The organism is Betaproteobacteria bacterium (assembly GCA_009693245.1).
Classification (GTDB): Bacteria; Pseudomonadota; Gammaproteobacteria; order Burkholderiales; family SHXO01; genus SHXO01.
Window position 1 is genome coordinate 1 of record SHXO01000009.1, and the last position, 17335, is coordinate 17335.

Genomic DNA, 17335 nt, shown 5'->3' on the forward strand with positions numbered 1-17335 from the left:
GTCTCCCTTCATCGCCGCCAGCGCGACTTGCGCCTTGAACTTCGCGGTCAATTTCCGTCGTGGCCTTCTCTTGCTCATGGTCTTGCTCCTCTTGGTTGGAAGCAAGGCTATCAATTATCCGCGTGTCCGAAAATCCGAAGCCCTCTTTATAGTTGCAAAATTTCCCAATGGGCTAACAGGTAATCAACGGAAGATGTCCGTGTTACAACACGGACATCTTCCGTCTATCACGCACTTCCAACTTGCCATTCGCATTCCAAGACCCTCCACTTTGGGCAAAAAGGCTACTACTTACTCAACGACTTGCCAAGCGCGCAGCAAGAAACACCAGCAGATGGAGCGCGCTGAGGCTTGTTGGATAGACGGACAGTTTCCGTATTTTCGCGCACTGCTGATGGGAATCTAAATCGTTCGGGTGGAAATGCCCGAAGAAAAGGCGTAAGAGCGCTTTACGCGAGGCCGAAATTCTCGTCCCCCGCCTTGTCTCCGGAGATCTAAGTGCTATTGATGGTGGGGATGTTGCGATGGTCCATAAGTCCCTGGGTTCGCAATAATGCCAGGACGGCCAGCACTTTTACCGTCAAAATGCCGGGCATGTATACACCGCGCTTCAGTTCACGAAATCCGGCACGAACCATCTTGGCAGCGCCAGAAACACTTCCGGTGCCATGATGATGAATACCAGCACGAGCAACATCGGAATCAGCATGATGGTCACGTCTTTCATCACGCTCATCAGGCGGACGTTGCCGATGGCGCAGGAAATGAGCAGGCATAGGCCATAGGGCGGTGTCACCAAGCCGAAGGCTAGGGAGACGATGCCGACCAGCGCGAAGTGGATCGGGTGCATGTGCGCGGCTTCGGCGATGGGGGAGAGGATGGTGCCCACGATGATGATGGCGGGGATGGCGTCCAGAAAGCAGCCGACGACCAGGAACACGCCGGCGATGAAGAAGCCGGTGCCGGTGATGCCGAGGTTCATCGCGGAGACGGAGGCGAGCAAGCTCTTCGGGATCTGGTAGTAGGCCAGTAGCCAACCGAAGGCGGATGCGGCGCCGACACAGAACAACGCGATTGCGGCGAGCTTTCCCGTTTCCAGAAGGGCGTCGTAGATCTTCCTGCTCGTCAATTCTCGGTAGAGAAAAGTAGATAGGATCAAGGAATAGATCACCGCGATGGCGGCGGATTCGGTGGCGGTGAACCAGCCGAATACTTTTCCGCCGATGATGATCACCGGCGTCATCAGTGCCGGTACGGAGAAGAACAAAGCGTTGCGCATTTCAATCCACGTCGAGCGCGGGTAGGTTGGGTAGTTGCGCAGCTTCGCGTAGACATGCACCGTGGCCATTTGCACGCCACCCAGCATCAAGCCCGGCAAGATGCCAGCGATGAAGAGCCCGCCGATGGAAACGGTGTGCACGCCTCCCCATACCACCATCAAAATGCTGGGCGGAATGATGACCGCGAGCACCGCCGATACGGCCGTGATGGCGACGGAGAAGCTGATGTCGTAGCCTTCCTTTACCTGGGCGGGAATAAAGAGCTTGCCTTGGCTGGCGGCGTCCGCGGTGCTGGAGCCTGAAATGCCGGCGAAGAAAATGCTAAGCACCACGTTCATCTGCGCCAGGCCGCCGGGCAAATGCCCCACGAGCGCACGCGACAAACGCAGCATGCGATCGGTGATGCCGCCGGCGTTCATCAGATTTGCGGTCAGCAGAAAGAACGGCACGGCGAGCAGGATGAAGGAGTTGTAGGCCTTGAAGGTCTCGTTGAAGAGCACGATAGGCGAGAGCCGTTCTTCGATGAAGAGTACCGGCAGACACGCGAGTCCCAGCGCGAAGGCGATAGGCACGCGCAGAACCATCAAGGCGAAGAACACCCCGAAGAGCAACGCGCTGGCCTCGGCTGGGCTCATGCCGCTTTGCTCATCAGTACCTTCGCTTCATGCACGAATTGCTCACCCAAGAACAAGATCCATATCAAGCCCGCCAGCGGCCACGATATGAAGATCATCCACATGGGCAAATCCGCCAGCTCTGAGGTCTGCTCCCAACCCGCGTCCACCCACTGGTAGCCGTAGTAGAGAAAGACGAAGGCGAATATCAATACGGCGAACTGGGTGAGCAATTTGACGGCGGCCGTTGCGCGCGGAGGAAGCGTTGGAATGAGATCGACGTCGAAATGCGTGCCTTCGCGCACACCCACCATGGCACCGATCATGATCATCCAGATGAAACAAAAGCGCGCCAGCTCCTCGGTCCAGATGTAGCGCGGGATGAATCCCACATAGCGGGAAAAGATCTGGAGAAAGACCGGCACGATGAGAATGGCCACCGCCAAGGCGAGAAGCCAGCTCAGTACCCGGTGCAGGGCTGCGAGGGCGGACTTCACAGGGCGCACCTAACCGCTCTTAACACGATGAGTCACGAAGGGGGGCGCGAAGAAACACGAGGGAGCGATTGTTCCTAGTTCATGATAGGTTTTTCCCTCACCCTCGGTCCATCTCCCGGAGGGCGAGGGAGGGAAATCCTCGCGCTTCGTATTGAAAGAGGTTGAATATCCGCGAGTCACTTCAACGCGTCTATCTTCGCCAAAATCGCCTCCGCCCCAATCTCCTTGGCGTAGGCCGCCTTGACCGGCGCGGCGAGTTCCAACAGCTTGGGCCGTTCGGGGAATTTGTGCAACTTGATCTTGCCTTCCTTGGCGAGTTGTTGCAGCTTCATGTTGTTTTCGCTGGATTCGATCTGGCGGCCGTAGTCGCCTGCTTCCTTTCCGGCTTTGAGGATCGCGGCCTGCAATTCCTTCGGTAGCCGCTTGAAGGTTTTCCCGCTGAAGCAGAGGGGCCGGATGGTGAAGGAGTGTTCGGTGAGCGAGATTTCCGGTGCCACTTCGTAGAAGCGCATCTGGATCATCCCGGCGGCCTCGTTGTCGAGCGCCTTGATCACGCCGGACTGAATGGCGTTGTAGGTCTCGCTATAGGCGATGACCGTGGGCGCCGCGCCGATGGCGTTGAAGATCTTGGTTTGAATGGGGGCGCCCATCACGCGCATGGGCAATCCCTTCAACTCCTGCATGGTGCGCACTGGCGTGTTGGAGATGAGGTTGCGCGTGCCGCCACCGGGATAGCCGATGAGAATCACGTCCGCCTTCTTGGCCACTTCGTCGGCGATGGGTTGCAGTATCCCTGCCGCGAGCACTTTGTTTAGATGGTTCAGATCGCGGAACAAGAAGGGCATGTCTATGAAGGGCGCGGCCTTCGAGTAGGTGGACATGTGCGCTGGCGATACGATGGCGTAATCCACCGAGATGCCTTGGTTCATGTAGGCGAAGTACTCTTTTTCCAGGCCCAGTTCGCTGTTCCGGTGCAGCACGAACTCCAAGGGTTTGCCGTAGTACTTCTTCACCAACTCCTCGAATTTGAGCAGCGCCTTGTTGTAGGCGTGCTCGTCGTTGAATTGCACGGCACCGTGCAAAGTGATGGGTTTCTCGGCGCGAACCGGCATAGCCAGGGCAGCTAGGAAGACCAAAAAATATTTCAGTGGTTTCATTCAGATCTCAAATGTAAACGCGGCGGAACCACAGAGACACAGAGGCGCGGAGGAAAAGCGACTTCGTGAGGGGACTTCTGCTCCTACCCCGAAGCTAACCACGATCCTGGCGGCTGTTCATGGAATATGGTTTTTCTCTGTGCCTCTGTGTCTCTGTGGTGAGGTTTCAAGGTTAGTCGTTGACCGACACGAAAGCTACCGCATAAGCCTTTAGCTTCACGGTATTTGCTTCCAGCGGTTTGCACCGGGATTGAAATCCACGCGGGTCGGTCGTCGCCTGTTCGAAGCTGGTTTCATCCAGCATCCCGATGAATTTCGCGCCCGTTCCATGACCGGAAAGGGACACGGTCTGCTCGTCCGCCGTCAGGTTGATGAGCCAGATCAGGGTTCCCTTCCTCTCCTTGTAGGCGATGCACTCGACTTCCGAGGTGTTGGAAGATGTGCTGGAGACGATCTTTCTTCCGGCGGCCCGAGTGAGACCGCTGATGACATGGAAGGAGGGAAACACGCACGTCTCCTTTGCCTGGTCGAAGTAAGGTTGAGCGTGTTCGCCCTTGCGGTAGATGATGCCCAGAGGCCCGGTGGAAGCCCCGATGGAAACGCTTTGCACCCAGGTGCGCGCCAAGGTGGCGAGGTAGCCCGCGATCCACGCGGCGCCGAATTGCGCCCGCATGCGCGGATCCACCAGCGGCAAGCACACGCGTTCGTTGTTTGGGTTGGGAGTGTAGGTGGCGCCATGGGGGTTATCGCGGCAGCCGATGGCGCTCGGCCCGATACGGCACGCTGTCTTGCCGATGAAGGTGCGCGCGGTCTTGATCTGGTGGGGCAGGGCCTCCAGGGTTTCCATTACCGAGCGGTCATCGGCCGCGTGCACCGTGGGACAGGTGGTGTTGGTGACGAAGTCCAACTGCTTGACCGGTACGCGCTTGCGATTGAGTTCGGTGAAGAAGGAGAACATGCCTCCGCCCAGCTTCACTCCGGGAAAGGCCGCGCGCGCGGCTTTATAGAGTTCATCGAGTTCGGGGGCAGGCGGGCGCGGACCTCCAGGTAAGACGGATTTGAGATCGCCCACGGGCACCACGGCCACGGCGGCGAGCGTGATTCCGGACTGTTGCACTTGTTCCGCCAGCCCCTTCAATTCGCGGGCAAAACGATCCAGACTCTCCACGATCACTTCCAGCATCATTTCGGCGCCCGTCTGCTCGCTCAACACTCGATAGCCGTAGAGTTCCTTCAACCCGTGATTCTTGCGCGGATCGATTTGTCCGATGAGGAGCTTAGGTGCCGCCAGTTTGAGAAGATCCAGACGTCGTACCGTATGACCGATTTCCTCGGCGGGCACGCCGAGCCCAACGGGCATGACGGTCTCCTTCGACAGCGCACCCAGTTTCACCTCGATCGCCTGCGCGCCGCTCGTCTTCTTGCCCTTGGGCAAGTTACCCGCAAGCGTGACCTTCACGGACTGCTTGACCATCTCTCCTGCGTTCAGTACATAGGGCCAAGGCAAAGCCAGCGGACGCACGTAGGTCTTGAAGGAGGCATCGGTCCAATTGCGGTGGTCTTCCGTTTCCCAAGTATCGCCTTCGAACCGAACCGTGGCCTTCACGCCCGGAAAAATTTCGTGAGTCATGGCGCGCAGGTTCAAGAACGGCTGAACCGGATTGATCATTTCCGGGAAGATGGATTTCTCCGTGCTGCCGTCGGTGTGCTCCAACTCCACGGCATGACCCACGGTTCCCGTGAGCGGATGCAAAACGACGAAGCCCGTACGCGCGGTGAGAAAATCGGTCTTGGGAACAGCCGTGCCTTGAAATTCGAGGCTGCCGTCCGCGCGCCCCTCGATCTGGATGCCGAAGGCGATTTCCTGTGCCCCGCGCGAGCACACCGCATGATAGGAAACCGAAAATCCGTCCTTGCGCTGGTCGGTCTTGAGGTTGCTCAGCACGGGAACGTAGGTGCCCCAGTTCTCGTCGCGTACCAGGAAAGCCAGCATCCGCAATACCTCGGTGCCGCCGATTTTGAGGTAGCGTAATTGCCCGTTGTCGAACTCCACGCTCATGGGACCGGCGGTGAAGATCTTCCCCGCTACGTCGGGTTGTTCGGTGCCGCACAGAGCGATGGCGCGTGAGACTTTGGTCATGAAGTTATCCTTCGTAAACTGGGAGGTGAGAGGAGGGAGGCGGGAGGAGAAAGGCCAGCCTTTTGCATTATTCTCGCCTTGCAGCCTCTAGTTGACTGCGGCGAGGAGGGGTTTACACCTCCCTCCTCCCTCCTCCCTCCTCCCCAAATCACAATACTTTCTCCGTCGCCGGATCGATCAACACCGCGCGATTCATATCGAGGGCGAGTTCAACGTTCTCGTTGGGGCGCGACACGTCGTGCGCGAGCAATTCGGCGATGGTCTCGTTGCCGCCCAGGCGGAACGTCGCGTAGGTGCGCGCGCCCGTGGGTTGCAGCAACTCTATCTTTACATGGACTCGGGCTTAGCCGTCTCGTGGCGCGCCGGCACGGCTGATGTGTTGCGGGCGCACGCCCAGTGTCACGTCCTTGCCTTGCCAAGCGGATAAGTTCTGGCCGCGAGGATGCTACACCGGTTCCTCCGCGGCCAGCCGTGCGCTGTCATCTCCGGACTACTCCAACTTCAACCCGACATCCTTCACCAACTTGGCGTAACGCGCGACTTCGCCTTGAATGAAAGCCTCGTATTGCGCGACGGGCAGGGGCGCGGGTTCCGCCCCCGTGGCATCCATGTGCGCCTTGATGGCCGGTAGGTGGAGCATGGCGGCGATTTCGTTGTTAAGGTAATCGACCACTTTCTTGGGCGTAGCCGCGGGCACGAAGAAGCCAGTCCAGATCAGGTCACTATAGCCGGGGAAACCCGCTTCGGCCATGGTGGGGACGGTTTCCAGAGCGGTATTACGCTGCGCCGAGGTCACCGCCAGGGCGCGCAATCTGCCTGTCTTGATATGCGGTTGGGCGGAGGGGATTCCGCTGAAGGCGATGTTGATGCGCCCTCCCAGCATCTCGCTCAAGACTTGCGTGTCGCCCTTGAAGGGGACGTGTAGCGGTTTGATGCCGGCTACTTGGAAGAATAATTCCGCCGCGAAGTGTGGCAAGCTGCCCATGCCGCTGGAGCCGTAGTTCACCGCTTCAGGCTGTGCCTTCGCCAGCGCCACCAATTCCTTCAATGAATTCGCCTTGAGTTGCGCGTTGACCAACACTACCAATGCCGAGATATAGGCGCGGTTCAGAGGCGCGAAGCTCTTGAGCGGATCGTAGCCCGCGTTCTTGTATACGTAAGGGCTGATGGCGTAGCTGTTGTTGGTGAAGAGCCAGGTGGTGCCATCCGCGGGCGCCTGCGCCACGAAAGCCGTGCCCAGGGCTCCGCCCGCTCCGGGTTTGTTCTCCACGATCACTTGCTGTTTGAGGCGCTCGCTCAGGGCTTGCGCCATGACCCGCATACGAGAATCGATGCTAGAGCCGGCCACGAAAGGGATGACGACCCGGATGGGTTTGTTGGGCAGTTCCTGCGACCAACCGCCGTGGCTCGCGGCAAGCCCAGCGCCCGCGAGCAACTTCAATACGGTTCGGCGGCTTGAATCGGGTAACGAAGAGTTCATCGTAAAAGGATGATGGCAGGCGTCAAAATATCCTCCACGGGAGTTGGAGGGCCGGCTTTCCAGTTGAATTCGGCGAGGTTCTTATTCTCCCGCCCGCTCACATCTATAAACTGGAGAACAAATATCCCGCCACTCAGTTTGGCTCGTAGCCAATAATCTTTTCCTGCCTCGAATTCCAGTTCCACTTCATTGCGCGCAGTGCGATAGTTGTGATACGCACCCACGCCAAGCGAATGTTTTCCTGGAGCGACGCAATACTTGTCCCATCTGTTGCCCAATATGGACATCGACGCTAGGCCATCTATTTCCATTATTTCAACTTGTGCCTCACCGTCTGTCAACAAAAAAGATGCTTCAGGAAGCTTGGACTGTTACCTCTGATGCATGCGGCCTCCGGCGAATTACGCCTCCGGCTAAAGCCAATCTCCTTAGCGGGGCGATCTGCATCGCCTGCGTCACCCGAGGCGGGCGCGCATTGGGCGCCATAGGGCGTTTTTTCAGTGTGGCTTTTTCCCGCCGGAAAGGTCCCGCGAATTTCCAATGCACGTTCACGATGTGCAAACGCCTCCGTTCCGCTCCACGTGTTCTCAAGCGTTACAGCGTACTCCTCCAGAAACTCCGCGTACGCGAGAGGATCGCGGGTATCCGCGCCAATCTTCTGGAATTCCGCGAACGCCTGCTCAAAGTATTCCTTCGCTTTCGGGTAATCTCGGCGGTCTAAATTCAGACGGGCAAGCTCGTATAGTGACATGTAGGCGGGGCCTGCATTTTGACGGTCGAGATCATATGCCTCGTTCAAGCCGGCTTGCGCCTCGCCCCAATCGCATATCACGCCCGACGATCTTCCGTACTCATATTTCAGAACAGCCATGGCACGCGGGCCGGCTTTCGCCAGTTGGGCGTTGAGAATGGCCCGGCTGAAGTACGTTTGTGCATTCTTCCAATCGCCAGCGTGCATCGCCTGGTAACCAGCCGCCGCATAGTTTCTCGCGGCTCTAAGATTAATGGAGTTACCGCCGCAGCCTTGCAGTAGGATCAGTGCCAAGCCTACGATTGCCATGTGCTTCATCGGTTGTCCCCACAACTGTCCCGCACGGGTGCTTAGTTCGAGAGGGAGATTACTCCAACTTGAACCGGATACTTTTGGCGGCCCGCGCGCGGCATCATCCATCGCCCCGAACAAACTCGGCTTAAAACGTCAACTGGAACAGCGCTATCTGTGTGCGTCCGGTGTGGCTGAGTTGTATGCCGCCCAGAGAGTGCAGTGCTTCACTGCCACCAGCACAAACACTCCTGAGGCACTACACTAACATCCGTATTTACCATTTCCCGGAGTTTCGCCCCATGCCGCGTTCCTATCCGAAAGCGCGAACCACCGCGCTTATCGCCGCACTCGCCTTGAGCGCAACATCCTTCGCGCTTGCCGCTGGGCCCGCCGTGCAAGGCCCGGAGAGTGTCGAAGACTGGTACAAGGCAGGCCAGAAGTTCATTCAAGATGGCTACGCCCTCAAGCGCGCGGACCGGCTCGCCAAGAACGTGATCCTATTCGTGGGCGACGGCATGGGCGTTTCCACTGTCACAGCCGCGCGTATTCTGGAAGGGCAACTCAATGGCAAGCCCGGCGAGGAGAACCGTCTGTTCTTCGAGACCTTTCCCTACGTTGCTCTCAGCAAGACCTATTCTTGGGACCAGCAGACGTCCGATTCCGCCCCCACCATGACGGCCATGGTGACGGGCTACAAGGCGCGCGAAGGCATGTTGTCGGTGAATCACACGACGGCGCGTTTCGAAAGCGACGCAAAAACCATCGCCGCGAAATCCTTGCCGACCATTCTCGAACAAGCGGCTGCCGCCGGTAAGCACACGGGAGTGGTGTCCACGGCACGTCTCACGCACGCCACGCCGGCGGCCAATTACGCGCACACCGCCGTGCGCGATTGGGAGAGCGACAAGGAGATTCGCGACTACGAAGCCGAGAATGGATTGCCGGGCGGCACGGTGAGCGCCAAGGACATCGCACGCCAATTAATCGAACTCCCGGAAAGCGCCAAGCGGAGCTTGAAGGTGGCCATGGGCGGAGGGCGCACCTACTTCTTGCCCAATAGCGTGAAAGATCCGGAGAACGGCGCGCCAGGGCGGCGCAAGGATGGCCGCGACCTCACCGCCGAATGGGTAGGCACCCGGGGGCCCAAGACAAGCTTTGTGTGGGACAAGGCGCAATTCGATGCCATCGATCCCGCTCATACAGAGTACCTGCTTGGGCTGTTCGAGAACTCGCACATGCAGTACGAGGCGGACCGCGGCAACGACAAGGCGGGTGAACCATCGCTCGCCGAAATGACGGAGAAAGCAATCAAGCTGCTCTCCAGGAATCCGAGGGGGTTCTACTTGCAGGTGGAGGCGGGGCGTATCGATCACGCGCACCACGCCGGCAATGCCAAGCGCGCGCTGCTCGATACGATCGAATTTTCCCGCGCCATCAAGAAAGCCTATGAGATGACCGACCCGGAGGAAACGCTCATCATCGTCACCGCCGATCACAGCCACACCTTCACGATCGCCGGTTACCCGCATCGCGGGAACAACATCCTCGGTCTGGTGCGCGAGGTGCCCAACAAGGATGGCGAAACGCCTCAGACCAAGAAAGACCGCCTGGGTTTACCCTACACCACCCTGGGATATGCCAACGGGCCAGGCTGGCGCGACGCGCTCGCCAGCGGTGCCAAGCGCCCTGACTTGAGCGCCGTGGATACCGCGGGCCCCAGCTTCTTGCAGGAGGCGGCGGTTCCCACCGAGGGCGCTGAAACCCACGGCGGCGAAGATGTCGCCATCTATGCCACCGGACCCAAGTCGCATCTGGTGCATGGTTCCATGGAACAGAATTGGATCTATCACGTCATGCGCGAGGCTTTTGGGTTTTAATGATGTTTTCTTGGCTCATGACGCGTTATTTTCCCTCATCCCTACCCTTCTCCCGGAGGGAGAAGGGCTTTTTCTCCCTTGCCCTCCGGGATAGGGAACGAGTGTGACGGAAACGGCGGCCCGGCCTTTCACGTATGTGGAAATGCTCATCAAGCGAGGGCCTTGGTCACCACCTCCATGGTGTCCTTCGACAGACCGTCAAGACCTCTGATGGTCTCCAGCGCGGCGCGCGCATGCTGCTGCCGGGTTGTGTCGATCTTTTTCCAACGATCGAACGCTCGCGCCAATCGGGCCGCCACCTGCGGGTTGAGTTTGTCCAGCACACCGATCTGGGTGGCGGCGAACCAATAACCCGAACCGTCGGCGGCATTGAAGCGTACTTGGTTGCCCTGGCAGAAACTCCCGATCACGGCGCGCACCTTGTTGGGATTGCGCAGATCGAAGGCGGAGTGAGCCAGCAGCGCTTTGACGCGACCAAGAGTATCCGGTAGCCGCGAAGTTGCCTGCACCGCGAACCACTTGTCCAGCACTAAGGCTTCATCCTTCCAACGGTCATGGAACTTTTGCATGACGGCTTCACGTTCGTCGCAAGACGTGTTGGCGAAGGCCGTGAGCGCGGCCATGGAATCCGTCATGTTATTGGCACCATCGAATTGCGCGAGGCACAGCGCACGCGCGGCAGTGTCATTCAACTCCATCAAGTACGACAGGCACAAGTTCTTCATGGCTCGCCGCCCGGCGGACTTCGCACCGGCGCTGTAGGCGCCCGGCGTGCGGAAAGCGTGATAAGCCTTCAGCAATTCGCTTGAGAGCGTGCGCGCCAACCGCGTGCGCAGCATGGTGCGCACGGCGTGGATGGCATCGGGGTCGATCACGCTCATCTGCTCCGCGATGTAGCCTTCCGATGGCAGCGACAAGGCTTCCGCCGCGAACGCCGGGTCTTGCGCAGCGTTTTCCAGCAAACGCGCCATGGCGTGGAAGTAGGCCTCGGGTAACTCCGGTGCTTGGCCAGCTTGGTGCGCGCTAATGCCTCGCAGCAGTAAACTCATGGAGAGGCGCTGCCCGGCTTCCCAGCGGTTGAAGGAATCGCTGTCGTGCGCCATGAGATGCGCCAAGTCTCCGTCGCTGTAATCGTGCTTGAGGACCACGGGCGCGGAAAATTGCCGCAGCAGCGAAGGCACCGGCTTGGCGGGAACGCCTACGAAGCAAAAAGTTTCCGTGGCATTCCTCATAGAAAGTACACGCGTTCCATTCGCAGCCTCGGGCTCCCCTTCCAAGCGCAACGGGATGTCCTTGCCATCGGGTCCCACCAGCCCGACCGCCAAGGGAATGTGGAAAGGTTGTTTATCCGGCTGGCCTGGGCTGGGGCCGCAAGACTGCGTAACGCTCAGCGTGTAGGTCTTCGCGGCCGAATCGTACACTCCCTTTGCATCCAGAGCGGGTGTGCCGGCATGGTCGTACCAGCGATTGAATTGAGCGAGGTCCACGCCGCTCGCATCTTGCATAGCTTGCACGAAATCGTCGGTGGTCACCGCCTGTCCGTCGTGGCGCTCAAAATACAAATCCATGCCCGTGCGAAAATTCTTCTTGCCAACAAGGGTGTGGATCATGCGCACCACTTCGGCGCCCTTCTCGTAAACGGTGGCCGTGTAGAAGTTGCCGATCTCCATGTAGGATTGCGGCCGCACCGGGTGCGCCATGGGCCCGGCATCCTCGGGAAACTGCGCCGCGCGCAGGCCCCGTACTTCCTGGATGCGCTGCACCGCCCGCGAATACATGTCCGCGCCGAACTCCTGGTCGCGAAATACGGTGAGCCCTTCCTTGAGCGAGAGCTGAAACCAATCGCGGCAGGTGACGCGGTTGCCCGTCCAGTTGTGAAAGTATTCGTGCGCCACCACGCGGTCGATGTTCATGTAGTCCAAATCCGTGGCGGTATCCGGACGTGCCAGCACGTACTTGGTGTTGAAGATGTTGAGGCCCTTGTTCTCCATGGCGCCCATGTTGAAATCGCCCACGGCCACGATCATGTAATTATCCAGGTCCATCTCCAAGCCGAAGACGTCCTCATCCCATTTCATGGATTTCTTCAGCGCCTTCATGGCGAAGTTGCTTTGGTCCAGCTTGCCGTGTTCGACAAAGATGGAGAGCTTCACCTCGCGGCCCGACATCGTGGTGAAACTGTCTTCCAGCCGGTCCAGATCCGCTGCCACCATGGCGAACAAGTAGGAAGGCTTGGGGAAGGGATCTTCCCATTTCGCCCAGTGCCGCCCGCCCGCCTCGTCACCGCTCGCCACGGGATTGCCGTTGGAGAGCAGGAAAGGGTACTTTGCCTTGTCCGCGTGAATGGTCGTGGTGTATTTCGCCATTACGTCGGGCCGGTCGAGAAAATAAGTGATGCGCCTGAACCCCTCCGCCTCGCATTGAGTGAAGAACCCGTTCTTCGAGGCGTAGAGCCCCATGAGCTGGGTATTCTCATGGGGATGAATCCTGCACACGGTTTCCACCATGCACCCATCCGGCAGGTCCGGTAACGTGAGCTGGTTCGAATCGCAGTCGTAATCGCCGGGGCCGAGCGTGCGCCCATCCACGCTGGCCGAAATGAGTTGCAACTCATCGCCTTGCAATATCAGGGGTAGTTTCGTGTCTGTAGTCCGGCGCTGAACGGCGAGCCGGGCCTTGACGATGGCGTGATCGCCGAACAGAGCGATGTCTAGATCCACCGCGGAGATTGCGAACTCAGGGGGCGCGTAGTCCCGCAGGTATATGGTATTGGGCCGGGTGCCAAGCATGGGAGGGAGAGCTAATGGAGTCGCGGAGTGTAGCGGATTCACACGGTATTGTTGGCGGGACCAGGGTAGCGAGATTGACGCCGCCAGCCTTCGTCATGATCCTCAGCGGGGTTCCTTGAGCCTACCCTGATTTGGAGAATTTCCATGATGAAAAGATTGACCGCCGTAGTTGCCGGGGCCTTGGAGCTGGCCGCTCTGGCCGCGCAAGCCGGTGTCGCACCCGCCTTGGGCGGGAACAAGATGTCCGCTTCGGGCGCCAAGATCGCGCCGCCTAGCAAACCCGCGGCGGAAGAGCAGAAGGAAGAAAAAAGTTCCGAGCAGAAGGAACAACCCAAACAGTAAAGTAGTATGGGACTTCGTATCTATTTTCTAGGCAAGCATCGCACGAGGCAATCCTTGACCACCCTTCCCGGCGTGGGGCAACGCATGATCTGGAGGTACGTTTCGATTCGTATTTAGGGCGCTTGTTTCGTCTTTTCTATAGGATAGGCAACCATGCAGCAAACAGCTTGGGCGGTATCTTTGCTCTTGATGGCGGTCATTGTCGCAATCTTTATGTGGGTTGTATGGAACGCCTCGGCGAAATCCGCCGCTAGCGCTAGCCCCTACCGGTTAAGGGTTCCTTTGTTCTGGATCGCCCTCGCCGCCGGTGCTGTCATCGCATACCAGACGCTTACGCCATGGCCGCTGGTGGCACACGCCAAATCCGCCGCCGCCCCGGATGTTGTGATCAAGGTCACCGGCCACCAGTGGCGCTGGGATCTGTCGCAGGACACGGTCCCCGCGGGGCAGGAAGTCGAGTTTCAGGTGACCAGCGCGGATGTCAATCACGGCTTCGCCCTCTATAGGAACAAGACCCAACTCCTCACCCAAACCCAGGTGATGCCGGGATACGTGAATAAGCTGCGCTACACGTTCGCCGAGCCCGGCGAGTACGAAGTGCTCTGTCTTTAGTATTGCGGGGTGGCGCATCACGGCATGGCCGCCAAGATCATCGTGAAATAGGAGGAGCGAACATGAATACGGCAACGGCAAACACTTCCGGGGCGAAGCTCGCTTTTCAATCCTACGCGGGCACCGGCGTACTGGTGTTTCTTCTCATGATGCTGGCGGGTGCGGTACTGCGCATGGCGCAAGGGACCTGGCTCGGTATTCCCGCTAACGTGTTTTATCAGATCATGACTCTGCACGGTGCGGGGATGGTGGGCACGGCCGGTCTCGCGGGTGCGGCGGTGATGTGGTATTTCCTGCGCAAGTACGTGAAGCTTTCCACGGGTATTTTCGTGACGATGCTCGTGCTGTCCTTGATTGGCGTGGTGATGATCCTCGCGGCCATCTTGATCGGAGGCTTCGCGGCCGGATGGACTTTCTTGTTTCCGCTGCCCGCCAAGAGCAACGGCATGTGGAGTGCGCACGCCGCGGCTGGATATATCGGCGGATTACTCTTCATCGGCGTGGGTTTCTTGCTCTTCTACCTTGATTGCGCCATCGCCATAATCAAACGCCATGGCTCGCTGGTAAAGGGGCTTGGCCTGGACCAGCTATTCAGCGGCCGCATCGATACGGAACATCCGCCTACCGTGGTGGCGAGCACCATGGTGGCGATCATCAACATCCTGGGCATCCTGGCGGGCGCGGTGGTCTTGGTGATTTGCCTCGTCAATTTGTACGTGCCGTCTTTCGCGCTCGATGCGTTGTTGGTCAAGAACATGATCTTCTTCTTCGGCCACGTGTTCATCAACGCCACTATCTACATGGCGGTCATCGGCGTGTATGAGATCGTTCCCGCCTATACGGGGCGGCCGTGGAAGATTAGCCGTCCCTTCCTCGCCGCCTGGGCCGCCGTCACGCTGGTGGTACTCGCCGTTTATCCCCATCACACGCTGATGGACTTCGTCATGCCGCCTTGGGCATTGGTTCTTGGCCAAGTGCTCTCCTACGTGAGCGGTATTCCCGTGTTGCTGGTCACCACATGGGGCTTGCTTGCCAACATTCATCGCTCCGGCGTGAAATGGGATCTGCCGTTGCGACTGTTGGTGTTTTCGGTGCTGGGTTGGTCCATAGTGGTCATCCCTGCCATCGTGGATGCCACCATCCGCGTGAATCTTGTCATGCACAACACCTTGTGGGTGCCGGGGCATTTCCATCTTTACCTGTTGCTGGGACTGCTGCCCATGTTGCTCGGCACCTTGTTCTACGCCACCACGCGCAACAACTGGCAAGAGAGCCGTGCCGACCAGGCGATGTTCTGGGTATACGGCGTGGCGGGCCTGGTGTTCTGCATGATGTTTCTGGCTGGAGGCGTGCAGAGTACGCCGCGCCGTTTCGCCGAGCACGCGACTGAGTGGGTGCCCTATGCCAAGACCGGCGCGGCCGCGGCGATTCTGGTGGTGATCTCGGCGCTGCATCTCGGCGCGAAGTTGCTCAGGCGTTTGCCTCACGCGGTGCTTTGATCTCGACGTGCCAGCAAGCACGCTTGCCACCGCTCTAGCTTTCGCCATTGCACTCGCCACGGCTCTCGGCGTTGGCGCGAGGGTCACGGACGGATTCCAGGCTTTCACGCTGGAGTCCGCCCGCCGCCTGGAAGCATTGCGTGCGCCACGCGCGGTCACTCACTTGGCGTTCGCGACACCGGAAGGCGAGCGCGTCCAACTTCAACGCTACGCCGGCCAGTGGGTGCTGGTGGATTTCATCTACACGGGTTGCCAGACGCTGTGCACTTCGCTCGGTTCCGTGTACGCGCAACTACAGCAACGCTTGGGCGGCGAGATTGCCTCTGGGCATGTGCGCTTGCTCTCGGTGAGTTTCGATCCCGCTCGCGACGCCGCCGCGCAACTATTGGCGTACCGGGCGCGTCACAGCGTATCGGCCCTAGGATGGGACATGGCGCGTCCTTCCTTGGAGGACCTGCAGGATTGGTTCGGCTCGTTCGGTGTGGTGGTTATCCCCGATGGGGCTGGCGGCTTTGCGCACAATGCGGCGATCCACGTCGTCAATCCCGAGGGACGCCTGCAAGCGATTGCCAATGTGGGAGATACCGAGGAGGCGATTCGCCATGTTCGGCCGCGTTAATCCACGAACCGCGGGAATGTGCGCCCTGTTCTTGTGGGCGGTGCTTTTTCTACCGCCCCTGAGAAACTGGTTCGAGGCATCCATGTTTCGCCACATGATCCTGCAATTTCCCCTACTCATCGCCATTGGATGGATCTTGGGAAGGCGAATAGCGCATCATCCCGTGACCGGGCGCCTGCAACTTGCAAACCGCTGGGGCGCTACTGGACTGCTCATCGCCACCGCCACCATGACACTGTGGATGTTGCCCAGCACGCTGGACAGCGCGCGCTTGGACATCTTGTGGGACGCCACCAAGTTTCTGAGCGTACCGCTGCTCGCGGGAAGCGCGACCTCCCTATCGTGGTATCGATGCCCTCCCATAGCGCGCGGCGTCATCCATGTTGAGATCGTTGCCACCTTCATGCGCTTTGGCTGGGCCTACCTCGCCACCGATGAGCGCCTTTGCCTCGCCTATCTACTGGGCGACCAGCAGCGAACTGGAACCGCGCTATGCTCGATCGGCGCGATGTGGGGTGTGGCCGCGATCTGGCGGCCTGTGTTCGGACCGGCTCGGGGCAAGGAATACTACGTCACGTGAATCCTTGGAGGTGTTCGCCGGGCGTACACGCCTGCCCGGAGAGATCAGGGCGTCCAGCTCAGCCGGACGGGCAAGTAGCTCGTCCAACAAAGAACAACGCCCGCATGAAGCATGCGGGCGTTGCGCCGGCGCGCGAGATTTCTTAAGAGAGGAACTCGATACTTCCGTCCAAGGCCATGAGCCCGGTTTCCACGTTTATCGCCGGAAAACGCGCGGCCAATTCCTTGCGGAACTGGGCAAAGGCCTCGCGATGGGTCTTGGTTTCGGTGTCGCGATTAGCAACCGCGGCCTCGCCATAGGCGATCTTGGCGGCGCCACAATCTCGGTGGTTGATCACGATGACCTTATCGATCTTGTGCAACTGGATCGAGGCGCCCAAATTATCCCAAAAGGTCTTGTGCCAATCCTTGAATGCTGGGGCCACCACTCCGACGGAGGCACCGGCCATGGTGAATTGGCTGTACTTGCCGGTGAGTTTGCGCGAGGCGGTGTGCTTGGATACCAGTTCCTGGAAGCGCGGATCGATGCAGGAAAGTACCATCGCTTCGTATTTGCCGGAGGCAGCGAAGACGCCCATGGGCGCGAACGCAGCCATGGCCAATCCACCGGCGGCCACATTGAGAAAACGGCGGCGGCCGAAGTTGGTGGTGAGCAATTCCGCACAGGAAGTGCAACTGGAATGAGAAGTTTCAGGCTGAGAAATACCGCTTTTCACTAATGTCTCCGATAGAAAATAAAATAAAAGGCGGGTGACTTTTCTACTAAGAGTCTGCTTTTTTCCGCCATCCACCCTGAATGAATATT

15 protein-coding genes are annotated in these 17335 nt (G+C 59.0%); 6 read left to right on the forward strand and 9 right to left on the reverse strand.

Annotated features, from left to right (window positions below):
* Positions 1 to 610: 610 nt before the first annotated feature.
* The 7 genes from EXR36_02525 to EXR36_02555 form a co-directional block, all read right to left on the reverse strand.
* A complete protein-coding gene (locus tag EXR36_02525) occupies positions 611 to 1915 on the reverse strand; it encodes a TRAP transporter large permease (protein ID MSQ58536.1) in 1305 nt (434 codons plus the stop codon).
* Positions 1912 to 2400, reverse strand: a complete 489-nt coding sequence (locus EXR36_02530) for a TRAP transporter small permease (protein ID MSQ58537.1) — start codon at positions 2398 to 2400, stop codon at positions 1912 to 1914. Before EXR36_02530 ends, EXR36_02525 begins: the two co-directional genes overlap by 4 nt.
* 167 nt (positions 2401 to 2567) lie before the next feature.
* Positions 2568 to 3548, reverse strand: a complete 981-nt coding sequence (locus EXR36_02535; GenBank protein ID MSQ58538.1) for a TRAP transporter substrate-binding protein — start codon at positions 3546 to 3548, stop codon at positions 2568 to 2570.
* A 172-nt stretch (positions 3549 to 3720) separates the two neighbouring features.
* Positions 3721 to 5688, reverse strand: a complete 1968-nt coding sequence (locus tag EXR36_02540; GenBank protein ID MSQ58539.1) for a hypothetical protein — start codon at positions 5686 to 5688, stop codon at positions 3721 to 3723.
* Positions 5689 to 6178: 490 nt separating this feature from the next.
* Complete coding sequence (locus EXR36_02545; protein ID MSQ58540.1) at positions 6179 to 7168, reverse strand: tripartite tricarboxylate transporter substrate binding protein; 990 nt, start codon at positions 7166 to 7168, stop codon at positions 6179 to 6181.
* Positions 7165 to 7509 (reverse strand): hypothetical protein, encoded by a 345-nt coding sequence (locus EXR36_02550; protein ID MSQ58541.1) that lies wholly within the window; start codon positions 7507 to 7509, stop codon positions 7165 to 7167. The genes EXR36_02545 and EXR36_02550 overlap by 4 nt, the downstream gene beginning before the upstream one ends.
* Positions 7506 to 8237, reverse strand: a complete 732-nt coding sequence (locus tag EXR36_02555) for a hypothetical protein (protein ID MSQ58542.1) — start codon at positions 8235 to 8237, stop codon at positions 7506 to 7508. Before EXR36_02555 ends, EXR36_02550 begins: the two co-directional genes overlap by 4 nt.
* Positions 8238 to 8512: 275 nt before the next feature.
* On the opposite strand from EXR36_02555, the gene EXR36_02560 reads away from it, so the two are divergent.
* Positions 8513 to 10090 carry an alkaline phosphatase gene (locus tag EXR36_02560; protein MSQ58543.1) on the forward strand — a complete coding sequence of 526 codons (1578 nt, stop codon included), beginning with the start codon at positions 8513 to 8515 and terminating at the stop codon, positions 10088 to 10090.
* Positions 10091 to 10239: 149 nt separating this feature from the next.
* On the opposite strand, the gene EXR36_02565 is transcribed toward EXR36_02560, so the two are convergent.
* Positions 10240 to 12879 (reverse strand): aminopeptidase N, encoded by a 2640-nt coding sequence (locus EXR36_02565; GenBank protein ID MSQ58544.1) that lies wholly within the window; start codon positions 12877 to 12879, stop codon positions 10240 to 10242.
* Between the two features lie 144 nt (positions 12880 to 13023).
* Here EXR36_02565 and EXR36_02570 point away from each other — a divergent pair, with 144 nt between their 5' ends.
* From EXR36_02570 to EXR36_02590, 5 genes are all read left to right on the forward strand, one after another.
* Entirely contained in the window at positions 13024 to 13221 is a 198-nt protein-coding gene (locus EXR36_02570; protein ID MSQ58545.1) for a hypothetical protein, read from the forward strand.
* 153 nt (positions 13222 to 13374) lie between these two features.
* Positions 13375 to 13833: a cytochrome C oxidase subunit II gene (locus tag EXR36_02575; protein MSQ58546.1), complete on the forward strand. Its 459-nt coding sequence runs from the start codon at positions 13375 to 13377 to the stop codon at positions 13831 to 13833.
* A 62-nt stretch (positions 13834 to 13895) separates the two neighbouring features.
* Positions 13896 to 15332 (forward strand): cytochrome C oxidase subunit I, encoded by a 1437-nt coding sequence (locus EXR36_02580; GenBank protein ID MSQ58547.1) that lies wholly within the window; start codon positions 13896 to 13898, stop codon positions 15330 to 15332.
* Positions 15286 to 15951, forward strand: a complete 666-nt coding sequence (locus EXR36_02585; GenBank protein ID MSQ58548.1) for an SCO family protein — start codon at positions 15286 to 15288, stop codon at positions 15949 to 15951. Before EXR36_02580 ends, EXR36_02585 begins: the two co-directional genes overlap by 47 nt.
* Positions 15935 to 16531, forward strand: coding sequence for a hypothetical protein (locus tag EXR36_02590; protein MSQ58549.1), 597 nt, complete (start codon positions 15935 to 15937; stop codon positions 16529 to 16531). Before EXR36_02585 ends, EXR36_02590 begins: the two co-directional genes overlap by 17 nt.
* Before the next feature lie 142 nt (positions 16532 to 16673).
* On the opposite strand, the gene EXR36_02595 is transcribed toward EXR36_02590, so the two are convergent.
* A complete protein-coding gene (locus tag EXR36_02595) occupies positions 16674 to 17234 on the reverse strand; it encodes a hypothetical protein (protein MSQ58550.1) in 561 nt (186 codons plus the stop codon).
* Positions 17235 to 17335 lie beyond the last annotated feature (101 nt).

What these genes read in the sequence shown, in the direction of transcription:
- EXR36_02580 (MSQ58547.1), top strand. Translation starts at nt 13,896, where the DNA reads ATGAATACGGCAACGGCAAACACTTCCGGGGCGAAGCTCGCTTTTCAA.
- EXR36_02540 (MSQ58539.1), bottom strand. Translation starts at nt 5,688, where the DNA reads ATGACCAAAGTCTCACGCGCCATCGCTCTGTGCGGCACCGAACAACCC.
- EXR36_02525 (MSQ58536.1), bottom strand. Translation starts at nt 1,915, where the DNA reads ATGAGCCCAGCCGAGGCCAGCGCGTTGCTCTTCGGGGTGTTCTTCGCC.
- EXR36_02555 (MSQ58542.1), bottom strand. Translation starts at nt 8,237, where the DNA reads ATGAAGCACATGGCAATCGTAGGCTTGGCACTGATCCTACTGCAAGGC.
- EXR36_02575 (MSQ58546.1), top strand. Translation starts at nt 13,375, where the DNA reads ATGCAGCAAACAGCTTGGGCGGTATCTTTGCTCTTGATGGCGGTCATT.
- EXR36_02535 (MSQ58538.1), bottom strand. Translation starts at nt 3,548, where the DNA reads ATGAAACCACTGAAATATTTTTTGGTCTTCCTAGCTGCCCTGGCTATG.
- EXR36_02570 (MSQ58545.1), top strand. Translation starts at nt 13,024, where the DNA reads ATGATGAAAAGATTGACCGCCGTAGTTGCCGGGGCCTTGGAGCTGGCC.
- EXR36_02590 (MSQ58549.1), top strand. Translation starts at nt 15,935, where the DNA reads ATGTTCGGCCGCGTTAATCCACGAACCGCGGGAATGTGCGCCCTGTTC.
- EXR36_02560 (MSQ58543.1), top strand. Translation starts at nt 8,513, where the DNA reads ATGCCGCGTTCCTATCCGAAAGCGCGAACCACCGCGCTTATCGCCGCA.
- EXR36_02565 (MSQ58544.1), bottom strand. Translation starts at nt 12,879, where the DNA reads ATGCTTGGCACCCGGCCCAATACCATATACCTGCGGGACTACGCGCCC.
- EXR36_02545 (MSQ58540.1), bottom strand. Translation starts at nt 7,168, where the DNA reads ATGAACTCTTCGTTACCCGATTCAAGCCGCCGAACCGTATTGAAGTTG.